13 protein-coding genes and 2 riboswitches are annotated in these 17,744 nt (G+C 41.5%); of the genes, 3 read left to right on the plus strand and 10 right to left on the minus strand.

The genetic code is table 11. The annotated features are described in order from the left end of the window. Nucleotides 1-339 precede the first annotated feature (339 nt). From ptsG to NCCP133_RS21150, 3 genes are all read right to left on the minus strand, one after another. Nucleotides 340-2,397 carry a glucose-specific PTS transporter subunit IIBC gene (gene ptsG / locus NCCP133_RS21140; RefSeq protein WP_264807216.1) on the minus strand — a complete coding sequence of 686 codons (2,058 nt, stop codon included), beginning with the start codon at nt 2,395-2,397 and terminating at the stop codon, nt 340-342. Between the two features lie 199 nt (nt 2,398-2,596). Further along, nucleotides 2,597-3,439, minus strand: coding sequence for a glucose PTS transporter transcription antiterminator GlcT (gene glcT, locus NCCP133_RS21145; protein WP_264807217.1), 843 nt, complete (start codon nt 3,437-3,439; stop codon nt 2,597-2,599). Between the two features lie 261 nt (nt 3,440-3,700). After that, nucleotides 3,701-5,029 (minus strand): NCS2 family permease, encoded by a 1,329-nt coding sequence (locus tag NCCP133_RS21150; RefSeq protein ID WP_264807218.1) that lies wholly within the window; start codon nt 5,027-5,029, stop codon nt 3,701-3,703. A 121-nt stretch (nt 5,030-5,150) separates the two neighbouring features. Here NCCP133_RS21150 and NCCP133_RS21155 point away from each other — a divergent pair, with 121 nt between their 5' ends. Next, nucleotides 5,151-5,297, plus strand: a complete 147-nt coding sequence (locus tag NCCP133_RS21155) for a hypothetical protein (protein ID WP_264807219.1) — start codon at nt 5,151-5,153, stop codon at nt 5,295-5,297. Between the two features lie 245 nt (nt 5,298-5,542). Then, nucleotides 5,543-5,644: riboswitch (purine riboswitch) on the minus strand. 85 nt (nt 5,645-5,729) lie between these two features. Here NCCP133_RS21155 and guaA read toward each other — a convergent pair. From guaA to NCCP133_RS21180, 5 genes are all read right to left on the minus strand, one after another. Next, nucleotides 5,730-7,250 carry a glutamine-hydrolyzing GMP synthase gene (guaA, locus tag NCCP133_RS21160; RefSeq protein ID WP_264807228.1) on the minus strand — a complete coding sequence of 507 codons (1,521 nt, stop codon included), beginning with the start codon at nt 7,248-7,250 and terminating at the stop codon, nt 5,730-5,732. A gap of 232 nt (nt 7,251-7,482) precedes the next feature. Continuing rightward, nucleotides 7,483-7,584, minus strand: a riboswitch (purine riboswitch). 69 nt (nt 7,585-7,653) lie between these two features. Then, on the minus strand, nt 7,654-9,858 hold the full coding sequence (locus NCCP133_RS21165; protein ID WP_264807220.1) for a transglutaminaseTgpA domain-containing protein: 2,205 nt from the start codon (nt 9,856-9,858) through the stop codon (nt 7,654-7,656). Then, entirely contained in the window at nt 9,855-11,072 is a 1,218-nt protein-coding gene (locus NCCP133_RS21170) for a DUF58 domain-containing protein (RefSeq protein ID WP_264807221.1), read from the minus strand. Before NCCP133_RS21170 ends, NCCP133_RS21165 begins: the two co-directional genes overlap by 4 nt. Nucleotide 11,073: 1 nt before the next feature. Continuing rightward, nucleotides 11,074-12,030 carry an AAA family ATPase gene (locus NCCP133_RS21175; RefSeq protein WP_264807222.1) on the minus strand — a complete coding sequence of 319 codons (957 nt, stop codon included), beginning with the start codon at nt 12,028-12,030 and terminating at the stop codon, nt 11,074-11,076. 260 nt (nt 12,031-12,290) lie between these two features. Next, the gene (locus tag NCCP133_RS21180) at nt 12,291-13,754 is read right to left on the minus strand and encodes an esterase/lipase family protein (RefSeq protein ID WP_264807223.1); all 1,464 of its coding nucleotides are present in this window, start codon (nt 13,752-13,754) and stop codon (nt 12,291-12,293) included. Nucleotides 13,755-14,045: 291 nt separating this feature from the next. Between NCCP133_RS21180 and NCCP133_RS21185 the strand changes: the two genes are divergently transcribed. After that, entirely contained in the window at nt 14,046-14,207 is a 162-nt protein-coding gene (locus NCCP133_RS21185; protein ID WP_264807224.1) for a hypothetical protein, read from the plus strand. Between the two features lie 50 nt (nt 14,208-14,257). Here the strand turns inward: NCCP133_RS21185 and NCCP133_RS21190 are convergent, their stop codons facing one another. Next, the gene (locus tag NCCP133_RS21190; protein ID WP_264807225.1) at nt 14,258-15,256 is read right to left on the minus strand and encodes an ABC transporter substrate-binding protein; all 999 of its coding nucleotides are present in this window, start codon (nt 15,254-15,256) and stop codon (nt 14,258-14,260) included. Between the two features lie 201 nt (nt 15,257-15,457). On the opposite strand from NCCP133_RS21190, the gene NCCP133_RS21195 reads away from it, so the two are divergent. Next, a complete protein-coding gene (locus NCCP133_RS21195) occupies nt 15,458-16,084 on the plus strand; it encodes a DUF421 domain-containing protein (protein WP_264807226.1) in 627 nt (208 codons plus the stop codon). A gap of 45 nt (nt 16,085-16,129) precedes the next feature. Here NCCP133_RS21195 and NCCP133_RS21200 read toward each other — a convergent pair whose 3' ends face one another. Further along, complete coding sequence (locus NCCP133_RS21200; RefSeq protein ID WP_264807227.1) at nt 16,130-17,320, minus strand: M14 family zinc carboxypeptidase; 1,191 nt, start codon at nt 17,318-17,320, stop codon at nt 16,130-16,132. Nucleotides 17,321-17,744: the final 424 nt, after the last annotated feature.

Raw genomic sequence — 17,744 nt, forward strand, 5'->3', positions numbered from 1 at the left:
GAGTTGATTAAGCTCGATTTGTCTTTTCAAAAAAGACTAAAGAATTAACGTTGACGTTTTTGTTCGTTCAGTTTTCAAAGATCAATCTGTTGCTCAGAAGCAGCAACTTTATTAATATATCATTTTCTGATCGCGTCGTCAACAACTTTTTTTGAGTTTTTTAAAGCAGCTGTTAACGTCTCAAGCGACTGTGTTAATATATTAACATTTAAATACCCGTAATGTCAACAAATTATTTAAAAAAACATTGGATATAATAGCCATTAACAGATCACCCCACATCAAAAAAGAAACCAGCCAAGTTTCAGACTGGTTTCTTCTATATATATATATTTGCTGCTATTTAGAGATCGTAATAATATCTTTGTCTTTCAAATCTACTATGCCTGGTTTATTAATCTTTACCGCTTCACCTTGCTCAAGATTAGTAAATACGATTGGCGTGATTTTAGAAGTAGCATTTTTCTCAATGTAATCAAGATCCACTTTTAATAACGGCTGCCCCGCTTCTACACGGTCATTTTCAGCTACCAATGTTTCAAACCCTTGACCTTTTAGGTTCACGGTATCAATACCTACATGGATAAGGATCTCACGGCCGGAATCCGAAAGAATACCAATTGCATGTTTTGTCGGGAACATATTAACGATTTTTCCGTTCACAGGTGATACAACTGTTCCTTCAGAAGGCACAATCGCGAACCCATCACCCATCATTTTTCCTGAGAATACCGCATCAGGAACATCTGTAATTGGTTTGATCTCACCTTTGATCGGCGCAACAAAAAGATCTTCCTTGTGCTCAGTTCGAAGCGCTTCAGGATTAACTTCTTCGATTTGCTGTTCAACTCCGCCTTCTGGAGCCTTTTCGACTGCACGCGGTCTTTTACCAGTCATAATATCTTTCATCTGGCCTTTGATTGTCTCGGATCTCGGTCCAAAGATAGCCTGGATGTTGTTACCGATTTCCAATACACCGGAAGCACCCAATTTCTTCAAACGATCTTTATCTACATTATTAATCTCATTTACAGATACACGAAGCCGAGTGATGCATGCGTCAAGGTGAGCAATGTTTTCTTGTCCGCCCATCGCTTCAAGTACTTCATACGGAAGGTCTCCGCCTTTGCCGGAAGCAACCTCTTCTTCATCTTCTACATCTTCACGGCCCGGAGTTTTTAGGTTAAATTTGCGGATGGCAAATCTGAAGCCGAAATAATAAATAACCGCAAAGACAAGACCAACCGGAATAACAATCCATGCATTTGTCTGTGGGTTGATTAAACCAAACAGAATATAGTCGATCAATCCACCTGAGAATGTCATACCAATTTTAACATCCAATAAATGCATGGTCATGAAAGAAAGACCTGCAAACACTGCGTGCACTGCAAAAAGTACAGGTGCTACGAATAAGAATGAGAACTCAAGAGGTTCTGTAATACCAGTTAAGAATGAGGTTAAAGCTGCAGAACCCATTAACCCGCCGACTAGAACTTTCTTTTCAGGTCTTGCTTCATGATAAATTGCTAGCGCTGCAGCCGGAAGACCAAACATCATGAACGGGAATTTACCAGTCATGAAGGTACCAGCTGTCAACTCTTGAACGTTGTCACTGATCTGGGCCATGAAAATACGCTGGTCACCGCGAACAGTTTCACCGGCACTTGTTACATATTGGCCAAACTCATACCAGAATGGCGAATAGAAGATATGATGCAATCCGAAAGGAATCAATGAACGTTCAATTAACCCAAAAATAAATGCTGATAGAGTTAAGTTTGCATGTACCATGTTTTGAGAGAAAGCATTTAGTCCTTCCTGAATCGGAGGCCAAATCACAAGCATAAGCAATCCAAGGACTACTGATGTTGCAGCAGTAATAATAGGAACGAAACGCTTTCCTGCAAAGAAACCTAAGTAGGAAGGCAATTCGATTTCATAAAACCTGTTATATAAAGCTGCAGCGATGATACCAACAATGATCCCGCCGAATACACCCGTCTGCAGAGTTGGGATTCCTAAGATGTTAGCATAGTTAAGTCCATTTACATCCTCCGCAGTAATGCCGGCTGCAGTACCCATTGTAACATTCATAATTAAATATCCGATGATGGCAGCAAGTGCTGCTACCCCTTCACCGCCAGCCAAACCAACGGCTACACCAACTGCGAATAGTACTGGTAAGTTCGCGAATACGATGTCCCCTGCTTTTTGCATTACCTGGGCGACGACTTCCACTCCACTGTTATCCAGGAACGGTGCCAATTCAAGCAAAGCCGGGTTTTGCAGCGCTGCACCCAATGCAAGCAGGATACCGGCTGCAGGTAATAGTGCGACAGGAAGCATTAAAGCTTTCCCTACCTTTTGCAGGACGCCGAATACTTTTTTAAACATAAATTAACCTCCTAATTTTTTTACTCATTAAGCGTTTTCATTTCTTTCGCAAGCATTAAAAACAAATAAAAAAGGCATGAGGAAAAAGGTAAAGAACTTTGGTGTATACAAGGGTTATCTTACCCTATTCACCTAGATTCCATTACCTTTCTTCACTCATGCCTGATCGAATCAGTAACACGTAAAGATGAAATAATGACTAATTTATTTTCTTTTGAAGTCTCTGCAGATGCATGGTCAAATAAACCGCTTCCGCATTATAGACTGGCTTTTTTAATGTTTGCTGCATTACCTTAATGATCTTCCATGAGAGATTGTAGCACACCGGGTATTCTTCTTTCAAGAGGAAAGTTATTTTTTCCGGTTCTTCGACCACTTCACCTTTGTTTACACGTTCAATCGTAAAGCGGATATGGCGGACAAGCCTCATGTAATCTATGCTATCTTTATCAATCTTTATATCAAGCTGTTCTTCAATCATGTTAATAAGATGGGTCACAAGCTGAGAATGCTGGTTGATCTCAGATAAGCTGCGATTCATCACGGCGCTATGAACATGAAGGGCAATAAAACCAATCTCTCCTTCAGGCAAATGGATGCCAGTTCGTTCTCCGATAACGCTTACAACTTCTTGGGCAATTTCATATTCAAATGGGTACAAGGCTTTTGTTTCAATAAGGAACGGATTTTTCATCTCCATTCCTTTCTTCAAGCGGTTTACCGCAAACATCAAATGATCCGTCAAAGCAACATGAATGTGTTCATTAAGAACGGAGTTGGACTTTTGTTTAATCAATTCGATAGAAGAGATGATTGCTTCGAGCAATTCATTATCAACAAAAGGCATTAATTTAATATAATTTTCCTGCTCCTTTTCGTTCTTAAGCACAAAAAGTTTTTCAACCAGAGCCGCATCAATATGCTGGCCAGACTTCCGGTTAAAACCTAAACCTTTCCCAATAAGTACTACTTCTCCGAAAGAATCATGGCTGCCAATAAGGACATTATTATTAAGTACCTTTACTACCTTATACTCTCCCATTCTATTCTCCCCGCCCATTAAACAAATGTACTCTCATGTTATTAAAGCCTGTCAAGGAAGTCAACGGATTGGGGTAAATAAATTGCAAATAAAGTGAAACTTCAATCAGTTGGGTGTGTTCTCCACTAATTGTTAGTTAAATTAATCTGGCCTTTAAGGGCCTGATCTCCTTTTAATTCCTCTGAGTCATGGAGACCTACTGCCCGTTAGACTGCGATAAAAAAAAGACCCGCATTTTAGTGCGGATCCCAAGTCAGCTTATTATTTTAAGAAAATAAAATACAGGATGAAGATCACAAACAGGACGTACATAACCGGATGAATTTCTTTCGTGCGTCCCTTTACCATCATTGTAATAGGATAGAAAATGAACCCTACGGCAATTCCAGTTGCAATGCTGTAGGACAGCGGCATAACAATAATTGTTAAGAATGCCGGCACGGCAATTTCGAATTTATTCCAATCAATCTTTCCTAATGATGCTACCATCAGGACTCCCACTATAATTAATGCCGGAGCTGTTACAGCTGAAGTGATAACTTCCAATAGCGGGAAAAAGAAAAGTGATAATAAGAATAATCCTGCAGTTACAACAGAAGCAAAGCCAGTTCTCGCACCTGCCGCAACCCCTGATGACGATTCAATAAATGATGTTGTGGTTGAAGTTCCAAACACTGCACCCACAACCGTGGCAGCAGAGTCCGCAAATAATGCTTTTCCAGCCCGCGGCAATTTGTTATCTTTCATCAAGCCTGCCTGATTGGCTACTCCAACTAAAGTTCCTGCTGTATCAAAAAAGTCAACGAATAAAAATGTTAGAACAACAACTAACATGCTGGCAGAAAAAAAGGATGGATCTCCGTAAGCCTCGAAAGCTGCTCCAAAGGTAGGAGCCACACTTGGAATAGAATCGACAACCTTTCCAGGAACGTCAATCAAACCCACAATCATCCCTACGATGGTTGTAATCACCATACCGATAAAAATTCCACCGTTAATTCCTTTTGTCATTAAGACCACTGTTACTGCAATACCGAAAATAGCAAGTAATACATTCCCATCGGTAAAATCGCCTAATCCCACAAGGACTGCATCATTATTTACAATAAGTCCCGCACTTTGAGCACCGACAAATGTAATAAATAATCCAATACCTGCACTTACTGCATACTTCAATTCTGCTGGAATGGAATTGATAATTTTTTCTCGTAAGCCTGTAAGCGTTAATAAGATAAAAATAACACCCGAGATTAAAACTCCGCCTAAAGCATGCTGCCAAGGAATACCCATTGTTAATACAACGGTATAGGCAAAGAATGCATTCAAACCCATTCCCGGCGCTAAAGCGATCGGGTACTTGGCCAATACCCCCATCAATAACGATCCAATTGCCGCAGCGACTGCAGTAGCTACGAATACTGCTCCATAATCCATTCTCATAGCATCCGGCAGATCAGGTATATCCATTAACGATAAGGTAATCGGATTAACTACTAAAATATATGCCATCGCTAAAAACGTTGTAAGACCGCCAATAAATTCACGGCGATAGTTTGTTCCAAGTTCTTCAAATTGGAAGTACTTCTTCATTATCTCTTCCCCCTATTGGTTGTCTGTATTCAAAAAAGCGGAAGCGCCTTACCCACCCCGACAAGCACAAGACGAGCCTTCCGGAAAGGCATCCTATGCCTTTTTGGGAGGATTTCTCGAAATGTGGAGGCGAATGCCCATTCAAGGAAAGAGCTCTACGTCCTATGGCAAGGCCTGCACGACCCGCATCCTTCCAAAAGCTGCTGCTTTCGGTGGTGCGATGACTTTGCTGACGAAGCCTTCCTTGTCCTGCGGGCCTCAGGCATAAGACAGTTCCTTATAGAAGGTGTTCTTCCTTCTATAAGGAAACGGCTTATGACCCAGAGTCCCTAGGAGCCGAAACAAGCCAAGCTTGTGACCTCGAGGGGGTAGGCTGTTTGCGCTAGACCGTTCTCGAAATACAGATATATGAATTTTGCTATAAAAAACTCCGGTACTGAGTACCGGAGCATTGACAACAGGGCTCGCGCAGCAATAGGGAACAATAAGGAAAAATAATTGCGTGAAATAGATCCCTAACTGCACTTACCTCGTAGTCAAGCTATTTACGGTAGCTCGGTAGAAACTTTTGGGCCATATCCCCAAGATTATACGACGTAAAACGACATATTTAATTCTTCTTAATCATAACACCTCAAAAAGTCCTAGTCAACATAAAAAACGAACATTTAAATGTCCGTTTTTTATTAATGTTCGTATTTTATTCCCATTCAATTGTTGCTGGCGGCTTGCTTGTAATATCATACACTACTCTGTTTACATGAGATACCTCATTGACAATTCGGGTAGAAATTACTTCAAGAACATCCCAAGGGATCCGGGCCCAGTCGGATGTCATGCCGTCAATGGATGTAACTGCACGTATTCCAATCGTGTAATCATATGTGCGTGCATCGCCCATAACACCGACACTGCGGATATCAGGCAAGACAGTGAAATACTGCCAAATGTCACGGTCCAATCCAGCCTTTTTGATTTCTTCGCGCAGTATCGCGTCAGATTCACGTACGATTTCCAGCTTATCATCAGAGATTTCTCCAAGTACACGAATGCCTAAGCCAGGTCCAGGGAAAGGCTGCCTCCAAACAATTTCATCCGGAATGCCCAGCTCCGATCCAAGCGCACGCACTTCATCTTTAAACAAAGTATTCAGCGGTTCAATCAGCTTGAACTGCATATCTTCAGGGAGACCGCCGACATTATGGTGAGATTTTATCGTTTGCGCTGTAGCTGTGCCACTTTCGATAATATCCGTATAAAGTGTACCCTGAGCAAGGAAATCAATGCCTGCTAGCTTAGCAGCTTCATCATCGAATACATAGATAAACTCATTGCCGATAATTTTACGTTTTTGTTCAGGGTCGCTTATTCCTTTAAGTTTGCTCAGGAAACGCTCCTGTGCGTCCACTTTAATAACATTCATATTAAACCCATCCGCAAAGGTCTTCATAACGCCTTCTGCTTCATCTTTTCTAAGCAAGCCATGGTCCACAAAGATACATGTCAGCTGATCTCCAATTGCCTTATGGATTAGAACAGCCACAACCGAGGAATCCACACCGCCGCTCAATGCGCAAAGAACTTTTTTTCCGCCTACTTCCTGCCGGATTTTTTCCATTTCAATTTCGATAAAGTTTTCCATGGACCAGTCGCCTGTACAGCCACATACACCAAAGACAAAATTCTTTAGCATATCATTGCCATGCACCGAATGGCGCACTTCAGGGTGAAATTGAACAGCGTATAAGCCGCGCTCTTCATTGCTCATTGCAGCAATCGGGCAAGAAGGGTTTGTTCCGTCTACAGTAAAGCCAGCCGGTGCTGCCACCACAAGGTCGCCATGACTCATCCAAACAGTCTGTTCTCTAGGAAGGTCTGCAAATAACTTCGACTGGTTTTCAACTTTAAGAACAGCTTTTCCGTATTCACGATGCTTGGCAGGCTCCACTTTTCCATCGAAATGCATAGTCATCAGCTGCATGCCATAGCAAATCCCAAAAATCGGCAAGCCTAATTCAAAAATTTCCTCATCACAGCGGAAAGCATTTTCCCCATAGACACTGTTAGGACCTCCAGAGAAAATAATGCCCTTTGGATTCATTTCTTTAATTTCTGCAGCTGTAATTGTATGCGGATGCAGCTCACTGTAAACACCCAACTCGCGGATTCTGCGTGTGATTAACTGATTGTACTGGCTTCCAAAGTCCAGCACTACGATCATCTCTTGATTTTGAAGTTCTGTTTTCCCCGTCACGCTGTTCACCTCATTAAATTTGTCATATTGTTTTTTAGTCTTCTCTTCTGCAAATAAAATATCTAGAAAAAATATAAAATCATAGCAATCCATCACATTAATCAAAAAGCACAAGGCACCGAAGCTAAGAAAATAAAAAAACCGAAACTCCAGCTCCACAAAAAAAGTGAAGGCAGAATTCCGGTTTTTACCTATAGCAAAAAACATATTCTGCCTTCATAGTCAGATCATTTAAGGCGATCCGGTAGAGACTTTCGAACCATATTATCGAGGATATATGAAGGTTGCGTCATTTAGTTGTTAAACAGCAAAATCCGAACGATATGCCGCTGTCTTATTTGCCTATTGTAACAACATGCTTATTTTGCGGTCAAGCTATTGTCTTTTTGATTAAATTTTCCCACAATTCTTTGTTCTCACTCCAGCTTCCCTCTTTCAGGATTCCCCTATAGACAAGTTGTTCATACCGGGCTGTCAGGCGGCTCATATCCTTAGTGGTAAAAAAACTGTCCACATATTTAGCATACTCTCTCAATGTTTGACCGTTTTTTCTTATTAATCCATATCGGTCCAATTCCTTTAATAGAATTAAATAAGCCTTAGGGAAATGTTCATCCTCCTTGGTTTGTTTAAATCTCCAGATAAAGTAGTATGGAAGCCATCTGCCGCGCTTCAGGTAGAACACTGCAGCCATCGCTGCCACAGCTAAAATTGAGATCATAAAAGCAATCCAATACTTCCCAGCAAACGTCTTCATTGACTCCCACAGCTCCTGGATGGAGAATGAGGGTTTTTCCAAGTCTTTCTCTTCCGTTTTTTCAGGCTTCACAGGCGTCTCGGACTCCTTTGGCTCCTCCGCCTCTTGCCGGTTCGCATTTTGGGCTGCAGTATCAAAGTTGAATTGAACATTATTGTTGAATCCTTGGGTTGGCTCAAATGGAACCCAGCCGATCTCAGGGAAATAAATCTCTACCCAGGAATGGGCGTTATTGTTTGTTACTTCAAACAAACGAAGTCCAGATCCGGCCGACTGTTTGAAGTCTCCTTCCGTATAACCCTTGACCCATCTTGCCGGCATCCCAACAGCTCTGGCCATCACGACCATGGAGGAGGAGAAATTATCGCAATAGCCCTGTTTTGTGTCAAATAAAAATTGATCCACGTAATCTTCATTTTCACCAGGTACAGCCACATTTGTCTGACTATAGTTATACTCTGATCTGCGGAAGTATCGTTCAAGCTCCCTGGCCTTTTCAAACCAGTCCGTTTGATCCTGTGTAATTTCTAATGCCAGCTCCCTCACCCTTTCAGGCAGCTCTTCAGGAAGCTGGGTATAACGTGACATTAATTCCTCAGGAAGCGTTCCGGCTTTTGAGGCCGCTTCCTTCATTGCCGTTACACTGTATTTCGGTTTTTCAAAGCCCAACTCATATTGATCCAATGATACCGGACGGCCGCCATCCAAAGTACGTATTTTTTCTGTTGCCGCTTCAAGTTCAAAGGTAATAAACGGCGGAGCATTTATACTTCGCACTCCCAGTGGATAAACGACATGTGGATAATTCATAAATGTTAATACAGAGCTTTTCTCTTCTACTGTCTCTACTGCCCCATTGTCAATAAACGAAGAGACGGGAATGTCCTCACCCATTCCGAATGGGAGATACTCTTCTTCAGGCTGTAAGGTAACCCACCCTTTGCCTGTGTATGTATCTTTCGTTTCCACCTTCCAATAATGGCGGGACTCCACTTCTGCCCGGAATACCACCTGGCTGTCCCCGATAAAAGGGCCGCCAAGGCGCGAATCATCTTCTCCATATCCAATTTTTTTAATTCCAGGTCCATCGCCGCCGCTGTTTTGTCCGTACGATTTAATAAACGGCACCGGGTCCGGCCAAATCGGCTCTGCTTTAGGTGCGGCGAAGCCCAAGCCTGCGCTTACTGCGATAAGCAAAGCAAGCGGCACCATCCATTTGCGGGATAATGAAGCCTCTTTCTTAATCCCTTCTTTGTCCAGAACACGGTTGAAGGTCAAAAGCCCCATGACAGCAAAGCCTGTTATCACTGTCCTGACAATTGCCCCATTCGCCACATATGGCGAAAAGGTATCCAGAACCGCAATATACACCAGTGTCATGAAAAAGAAGATAAATATTTTTCTGCGGTTAATGAGCCAGTATTGTATCAGATAGGTCATTAGCCAAAGCAGAGTAAAGAAAAGGAGGCTCCTGAATAGATTCGTCATGCTTGGCCATTCTCTTTCAGCCAACAAACCAAAATTATGTGCTAATTCCCCTGCAAAATGAGGAATCCATGAAGTTAGAAAAAAAGAGCCGTCATAATATAGGTAATGCAGCTCATAGATAATGTAAAGCCCCTTTATAAAACCGCTTAATAAAGGGCTGACCCCGAAAAAAGCCAGCATCAGAGACAACACAAGAAACATAAGAAAAACCGTTATATTTGAAGTATCTGTTAACTCTTTAAGCGGTCTCAGCCATTCCCACAACAGTAAAAAACCCAGTGCATATAAAAGGAAGGTGGCAGCATCTTTTTGAACCTTCTGAGTCCTCATCCTTTGCTCACCCCCGAAAACGCTTCTGAAAAGTGCCCATTATGAACCATGATTACCCTTACTCCTCTTGCATTGGCAAATGCCTTTAAGGTAATCTCCTCATGTATTGGCGGTTCTTGATCTTCTTTTATTAAAAAAATCGTAACGGAGCCTTTCTTTGAAGCAATAAATCCCGCTTTTTCAATTAGCACCTTTGACAATTGCGAAGTAACAATCATCAGCTGGACATTTTGCTGCAAAAGAAAGTTCTCAGCCTCTAGAACTCGGTCTACCGTTACAGAAGCATCATCTTTTATTTTTGCCAAATGGTAAAACAGCTGCAGCTGCTGGCCTTCTCCTCCCCGGATTGGAAAAACAGTCCGGTCAGCAGCAGATGACAGGAAGCCCACCTGAGCACCTTTGCGAAGAACGGCTCTCACAATCGTAGCCGTAAAAGAAACTACTGCTTCAAACCGCCTGTCAGGGGCACAATCCATCAGAATATAAACATCATGGGATTGTTTTTGTTCAAACTCTTTTGTCATTATATCATTTCGCTTAGCAGTTGCTTTCCAGTTAATCCAAGAAAACCTGTCTCCTGGCTGATACTCCCTTATTCCAATTGCCATTGATGTATCCCTTTGAACCCGCTCTTTCGAGGCAGTCATCCCCTGGTCATAATGATGTGCCAAAGGCTTATAGATAATGTCCTCATAAGCCGGATAGACAATCATTCGGCTCTCTTCCAATACATGTCTTTCTTTCTCAATCAAGCCTAGCGGGTCCCCGGTACTTATCCGAATGGACGTAAAAAAATGTTCCCCCCTTGGCAGATGCTCTATGTGATACTGAAGTGAAATTTCCTTAAGGAAGCCCGGAAACAAAAACCGTTTTGCTTTTTTCCCCTGTATCGTATAAACAAGCTGATCGCTCAATCCATCTTCAATAAACAAGTATAGAAGAGGAATGGCAGTCTTTCTATTGAGCTTCAATGTGATGAAAGCATTTTCGCCTGCATTGAACTCCGTTTTCGGTAGTTCCCGCTCCACTTGAAAATCGTTCAAAGAGTAGAAGGATAAAATAAACGCATATAAAGCAAAAGGAAGAAAACTGTAAAAGAGAAACCAGCTAACAAATCCTCCCTGAAACATGGCATAAGAAAAGGTGAGGAGAATGAGAATAAAAAGGACTAGCAGTTTCCATACACCTTTTAAAGTATTAAATACCCCGTTCATCTTACTTCACTAACCTTTGAACAGGGACTGGGACTCTGGCAATTACCCGTTCTACCACTTCTTCCGCTGTAATGCCTTCAAACTTTGCCTCTGATTTTAAAATAATCCGGTGAACAAACACAGCTGGAGCTAAAATTTGAATATCATCCGGAATCACGTAATCACGCCCATACATAAATGCGTATGCCTGAGCAGCTTTCATTAAAGCAATCGAACCGCGCGGGCTCGCCCCCAAATAGACACTGCTATGCGTTCTTGTCCGATTAGCAATATCGACAATGTAGCGTTTGATTGTATCGTCGACATGAACTTCCTTAATTTCTTGTTGAAGCTCACGCAATTCCACTAAATCAATAGCAGGCTCCAGTGCTTCTATTGGCGGAATGCGCTGTGCACGATTTAGCACTTCCATCTCCTCCGCAACCTCTGGATAACCCATTTTCATCTTTAGCAAAAAACGGTCAAGCTGTGCTTCCGGAAGGGGATATGTTCCTTCATATTCAATTGGGTTTTGCGTCGCCATAACAAAAAAGGGCTTTTCAAGGCGGTGTGTTACTCCGTCAATTGTGACGCTGCTTTCTTCCATTCCCTCAAGAAGCGCGGATTGCGTTTTTGGGGAGGTTCTATTAATTTCGTCCGCTAAAATGATATTGCCCATGATCGGGCCTGGCCTGAACTGGAATTCCATTTCTTTTGGATTATAGATGGATACACCTGTTACATCTGAGGGAAGCAAATCAGGCGTAAACTGGATACGTTTAAACTGTGCACCCACTGACTTTGCTAAAGCACGCACCATCATCGTTTTTCCAACGCCTGGTACATCCTCCAGCAATACATGGCCTTCCGCCAGAAGTGCCACAAGGCTCAGCTCTGCCACATCCCGCTTGCCGATCATCACTCTCTCAATATTCTCCAGCACCCTTTCAATCTTAGTGTGCATATTTTCTCTATTCATTGAAACCTCCCCTTATCGATCCCATGCAGTTCGCATTTATTCATAATCTAATAAATTGTTCCTAACCATTTATATATTCGATGCCCCGTCTAAAAGTCCTGTATTCTATCGTACGGTTTCTAACATTCTGAAAAAATCGGTATACTATTCATACCGATTGAAAATCTAAAGTTTCATGTTTTAGCAACACAAATGGAGAGCATTCATGAAAGGTGCCCCAATAAAAAAGAGCTGCTTCTCAGCAGCGTAATAGGATTAATTTAATCATAACGTTTTCCGTTGTTATCTACATAAAAGGACTCAATGGTTGTTCTTTCATAAGGCTTTCCCTTTGAGGATATCCCCTGTATTTCTGTGGTCACATTGTATACGCCTTCCTGCTTGAAATCATTTTCTGACATCAGGCCCTTTTTCTCACCTGCGGCTATTTTCTGAAGCTTCTTTCCAGATGAATCAAATCCGAAGTGGATCCATTTTGTTTTATAAGCTTTCTGGCCGCTCATGATGCCAGCCTTGCCCACCATTTCATCATTTAACGGACTGTCAATATTGACTGTGTAGAGATATGAAGATTTTCCTGGCCCCTTTAAAGACCAGCTGCCTGCTGCTGGAGCATCCACTTTAAACAGGTGAACCCATGCCCCTTTAAAGAACTCAGATTTCTCTTTATAAGCCTTTTCTACTTTATATACCTTTCCGCTTGGATCCCTCAATTTTATGGAAGGCAAATTCTTATCACTTAAGAAGGCTACTGTTATGGAGTTAACATTTTCTTCAACTGTAAACTGGTCGCTTATCGTTTTTGCAGCTTTGCCGCCTTTTACAATGGAGTTTATACTCGGTTGGCTTGATGGAGCTTCCATGCTTGCCGCTGCCAAGATCGCAGCAGGCTGGAAAACAGTTGTATAAGGTCTAAACACTTGAAATGTATAGGACCCTTCCCGAATGGTTGTATGATTCCAGCTCCCTTCCATAATAATTGTTGCTCCAGGCAAGCGGGAATTAACCGCTGTAATAACGCCGTCATTCTTGCCGTATTGGCTCAAATATAAGCCTCCCCAATAGGAAGCACTTCCGAATGAGCCCCATTTTGTACCGCCTAGCGTGAAATAATCATTTTTTGCGGCATTTGCATGTCTATCTGTTATGCTTCTATAATATTGCATATTGCCTGTCTGAAGGGATTCCGTCGCTTCATTATTGTTTCCGAGGAGAGCAGCAAGCCACCATGCGGCACTGCTATGAGCGAGATCTGCAAGCTGGGTCCCATGATGGGGAGAGGATAGTGAAATGACATTGGAAACGTATGGATGTGCACCATAATGGACAAGGGCTGTCTGTGTGTCTACTCCGCCTTTGCTATAGCCTATGACCATAAGCTTCTTCCCGCCGAAATGATGATACATCTCCTCGAGCTTTTCAGCCAGCATTGCACCATTTGTCCACATGTCACGATCGTGATGAAGATCAATAAAGGCTGTTTCATAGCCGTTGGCCAAAGCAACTTCGTACATATCATTTCCTTGGTGCCAAACAGCTGATGAGTTATTATAGCCATGTACAAACACAAGTGGAGATTTAGAAGGATCAATAACGTTTGGGGTGTCTCCGGTGTACCAATAACCTGGAGTGCCGCTGTCATCACCGCCAAAACCGCCGGCCTTCACAAAACTAGGAAAAAATAGCATCATAAAAAACACAACTCCTGCCATTTGTTTTATCAAGCATTTCCCTCCTTAAAGCAAGATTCAGACAAAAAGACCAGTCAAATTAACTTTATAATATTCAGAAAATTTACAAAAGAGTATTTCGATTTAATTTCCCGCCCAATTAGTAAAAAAGAGTCCTGGTTATCGAAAGAAAAAAGCCACTGGAACAAGTCCCATGACTTTTAAAAAAACTAATAAGTCCAACTTCAAGTTCTAAATGAGCGCTTCAATTACCCGAATCTTATTGATCCGTGCTTTATTATCAATAAGATCAACATAGAGGAATTTCAAAATGAAGTGAAACAAATGGAAAAAGAAAAAAGATGGAAAAAATTATTAGGGAGAATTCCACTGGAAGATTACCTGGCTGCAGAGAACCGGGCAATATTTAGATTCGACTGTGCACTTGTATACACAGATAAAATAGAAGACGTATTAAAGTTCCTTCAGAATCAGCTTGATCAATAAAAAATACAGCCGAAATAGGCTGTATTTTTTTAATGTTTTTGTATCAGTGACTACTCCCCAACTACCTTAGCATCCTTCAGCATGTCTTCCGTCAAAGTAACCCCTTGTTCCTCTGCAGCCTTTTTGTTAATCACAAGCTCAAGGCTCTCCGGGTATCCTACTGGAATTTCGCTTGGCTTTTTGCCTTCAAGGATATCAATAGCCATTTTTCCGGTTGTGTAACCAAGATCATGATATTCAAACCCATAAGAAGCAAATCCGCCGCGTTTAACAGAATCACTTTCTCCGACAAAAGCTGGTATGTCTTTTTCGTTGGCTACGGTCAGTACAGATTCAAGGGCAGAGACAACAGTATTATCCTTAGGAATATAAAACACATCAGCACGGCCTACTAAGGATTCTGCAGCCTGCTTTACCTCGGAACTTGTTGAAATGGTAGTTTCAACGGCTTCAAGACCTGCTGCCTCAATTGCTTCTTTCGCATCCTTTACATTAACAACAGAGTTAGGTTCCCCGTCATTGTAGATGATCCCGACTTTCTTGGCTTCTGGAACAAATGTTTTAATCGAGTTGATAGTGTTTTTGATGGCATCTGGATGGGTATCAGATGTTCCTGTTGCATTACCGCCTGGCTTTTCCATACTTTCTACTAGCTCCGCTCCAACAGGATCTGTAATCGCTGTAAATAAAATTGGAATGTCTTTAGTAGATTGAACGACTGACTGTGCACTTGCAGTTGCAATCGCTAAAATAAGATCATTTTTGTCAGCTACAAGATTCTGGGCAATGGACATGTTATTGTTCATGTCCCCTTGAGCATTCTGGAAGTCGATTTTAAGGTTCTTTCCTTCTTCATAGCCGGCATCCTTTAATGCCGCAATAAACCCTTCCCTTGCTGAGTCCAGTGATGGATGTTCTACTATCTGGGTAATCCCGATTTTTACCGTTTTTTCTTCTGCTGCTTCCCCGTTGCTTTCTTCGTTTCCTGATCCGCACGCAGCCAGCATTAATAAAGCGCTGCTCGCTAGAATTGCCAACATCTTCTTCATCCCAAATCCCCCCGACAATAATTTTTTATGTACTGCTGTTGTTAACTCGTTTTAATTTTTATAATATTTTGATATTAACATGTTTAATAACCTTGAAACAATAGGAAATCCACTTTTTGTTAGATAAATTGATACTGCGGATTTAGAAACTTCTTTTTGAGAAAGAATATTTAATATAATAGGCAATGAAGGAGGGCAGGTATGGTATTTGATTGGTTATGGAAACCGATTATTATCGTAATCGGTGGTACATTGCTTTTACGATTGGCTGGCAGAAAGTCTATTTCACAAATGACTTTGGCTCAGGTAGTGATCATGATCGGCATCGGCTCCCTGTTAATCCAGCCTGTTTCCGGCAGCAGCATTTGGACTACTCTTGCTGTAGGATTCATTCTAGTTCTGACCCTGATCACGATGGAATACGCCCAGGTTAAATCTGATAAGTTTGAAAGGTTCATTACAGGCCAGTCAAAAATTATTATTGAAGATGGAATATTAAATGAGGAAAATTTGAAGAAGCTTCGGTTTACAGTAGATCAGCTCGAAATGAAATTGCGGCAGCATAACGTAGCCGTAATAAGTGATGTACGATGGGCAACACTCGAGGCAAATGGGCAGGTAGGCTATGAATTAAAAGAAGAAGCTCAGCCTGTAACAAAAAAGGAATTTCAACAGCTCCAAGCTGATGTCCAGCAGCTGATCAATTTGCTCGAACCCGCTTTTGCCAAAGGCTTCTCCATCCATATGCTCGATGAAAATAGAGATGATATTTTTACAGAGGTTGCTGAGGAAACCCCAAAGGACGACATGCCTGAACATTTGCAGTAATTGAAAAGCTGATGCTCCGAAAGAGCATCAGCTTCTTTAACTTCATTATTGAATGTACTCCCTGTTTGGAATTTCATTGTATTCATCCGGGTTCAATTCATATACACTGCCATCTGCCACACCATTAATGACTCCCATTACACCTGTTTCTACTGTCTTAACCAGCTGACCCTTCATCTTTTGTCCATAGTTTTGTGTCTGCCCTTTTACCTCAAATAGGACTACTCCGCTTCCATTCAAGGCAAAGGAACCCAAGGCAGTTCCAGGCAGGTCTAAGTCCTGGTCATATAAAGAAATATTGGTAAACACTGAATTGCCTTTCTCCTGAAGGGCATCATAAAGTGCAACGTTTAACTGGCGGGAGAAGTCAAAGCGGTAATTCTCCGCATATTGGCTATATTTTGATCCCTCTGGTGCATTTGGATCCGGAATAAAATCTGCTGAGATGGACATTGTAACGTCTTCATCTGTTCCTTCAATTTTATAAAAATTTTGGTGATGAAGATCTAAAAAGACTTCAACATTTCCAAATTCCTCTTGCAGACTCTTATAAACATCCCGGACTGTTTGTGACTCAGGTGTAATATACCAGCCGGGTGTGCTTGATTTGCCAGGGAAGTCCTCAGGCTTTGGCACGTAATTTAGATCTGGGTTAAAGTCACGGTTTACATCGAATCCAGGAACAGCTGCATAGTTATCCCCCTGCAGGGTGCGAGTGTAATAATTCCAGGTGGGCTGCGCACTATGTAATTGAGGAAACTGTTCCTGAACTTCTTCCCAAGTCATCACATTGCCGCGTCTGTCCATTTCAGAACCATCAGCATTCATCATCGGGATAGCAACAATTGTTAACTCTTCCCTGATTCTTTTCGCATCCTCTGATTGGCTTGAGCCTAAATATTGGAGAATATTTAGTAATGCCACAGTTCCTGTCTTCTCATTTCCATGGATTTCACTTTGTACCAATACAACCTTATCTCCCTGTCCTACCCGGGCAGTATAGATATCTCTGCCCTGATTTGTTTTTCCTGCAGATTCAACCTGAACTAGCCCATTTGATGATTTTTCCATTTGATTTAACTTTCGTTTCATTTCTTCATAATCAATAAATCCATTAATTGATATATTTTCTACTGTTACAGGTTTTGCCCCTTCTGCAAAACTCACTTGGGGTACAAGGATAGATGCGGCAAGTGCGGCAGAACTTAAAACTTTCCATAATGTTTTTTTCTTCATTTAAAAACCTCCCATTGAAATGTACATAAGTTCATCCGGAAATTTAATTCGCAATCCGAATTATTTATATCATGCCTTTTCAAAAGAAGATTGTAAATCTGCCAAAAGTATTAATATTCAGAATAGTAAAAACCATACGTTTTTCTTATTGGATAAGCCTTTTTTCATAAAAAAAGGCTGCTAGATGCTTGAGTAATAAGATTCAGATAATTACAAAAGCAGAGCGATAACTAGGGATTCATTAAGGAGTGAATATGACAAAGAATCAAAAACATAAGTCTGGGATTCAATGATTATTAACAAAGTGTTCTTTAAATTTTGTTATCCTTCACCAAAGATATAAATAAATTGATTGGGTCTGCGTAAAATCTTGTGTAAGTAATATTCGACAATCTTCTTAAGGCAAGAAATAATAGGTCTGAAA

This window comes from Cytobacillus sp. NCCP-133 (assembly GCF_026011715.1).
Taxonomy (GTDB): Bacteria; Bacillota; Bacilli; order Bacillales; family Cytobacillaceae; genus Cytobacillus.

Coding starts and splice junctions, on each gene's coding strand:
- ptsG (WP_264807216.1), bottom strand. CDS start 2,397: ATGTTTAAAAAAGTATTCGGCGTCCTGCAAAAGGTAGGGAAAGCTTTA.
- glcT (WP_264807217.1), bottom strand. CDS start 3,439: ATGGGAGAGTATAAGGTAGTAAAGGTACTTAATAATAATGTCCTTATT.
- NCCP133_RS21150 (WP_264807218.1), bottom strand. CDS start 5,029: ATGAAGAAGTACTTCCAATTTGAAGAACTTGGAACAAACTATCGCCGT.
- NCCP133_RS21155 (WP_264807219.1), top strand. CDS start 5,151: ATGTGGAGGCGAATGCCCATTCAAGGAAAGAGCTCTACGTCCTATGGC.
- guaA (WP_264807228.1), bottom strand. CDS start 7,250: ATGATCGTAGTGCTGGACTTTGGAAGCCAGTACAATCAGTTAATCACA.
- NCCP133_RS21165 (WP_264807220.1), bottom strand. CDS start 9,858: ATGAGGACTCAGAAGGTTCAAAAAGATGCTGCCACCTTCCTTTTATAT.
- NCCP133_RS21170 (WP_264807221.1), bottom strand. CDS start 11,072: ATGAACGGGGTATTTAATACTTTAAAAGGTGTATGGAAACTGCTAGTC.
- NCCP133_RS21175 (WP_264807222.1), bottom strand. CDS start 12,030: ATGAATAGAGAAAATATGCACACTAAGATTGAAAGGGTGCTGGAGAAT.
- NCCP133_RS21185 (WP_264807224.1), top strand. CDS start 14,046: ATGGAAAAAGAAAAAAGATGGAAAAAATTATTAGGGAGAATTCCACTG.
- NCCP133_RS21190 (WP_264807225.1), bottom strand. CDS start 15,256: ATGAAGAAGATGTTGGCAATTCTAGCGAGCAGCGCTTTATTAATGCTG.
- NCCP133_RS21195 (WP_264807226.1), top strand. CDS start 15,458: ATGGTATTTGATTGGTTATGGAAACCGATTATTATCGTAATCGGTGGT.
- NCCP133_RS21200 (WP_264807227.1), bottom strand. CDS start 17,320: ATGAAGAAAAAAACATTATGGAAAGTTTTAAGTTCTGCCGCACTTGCC.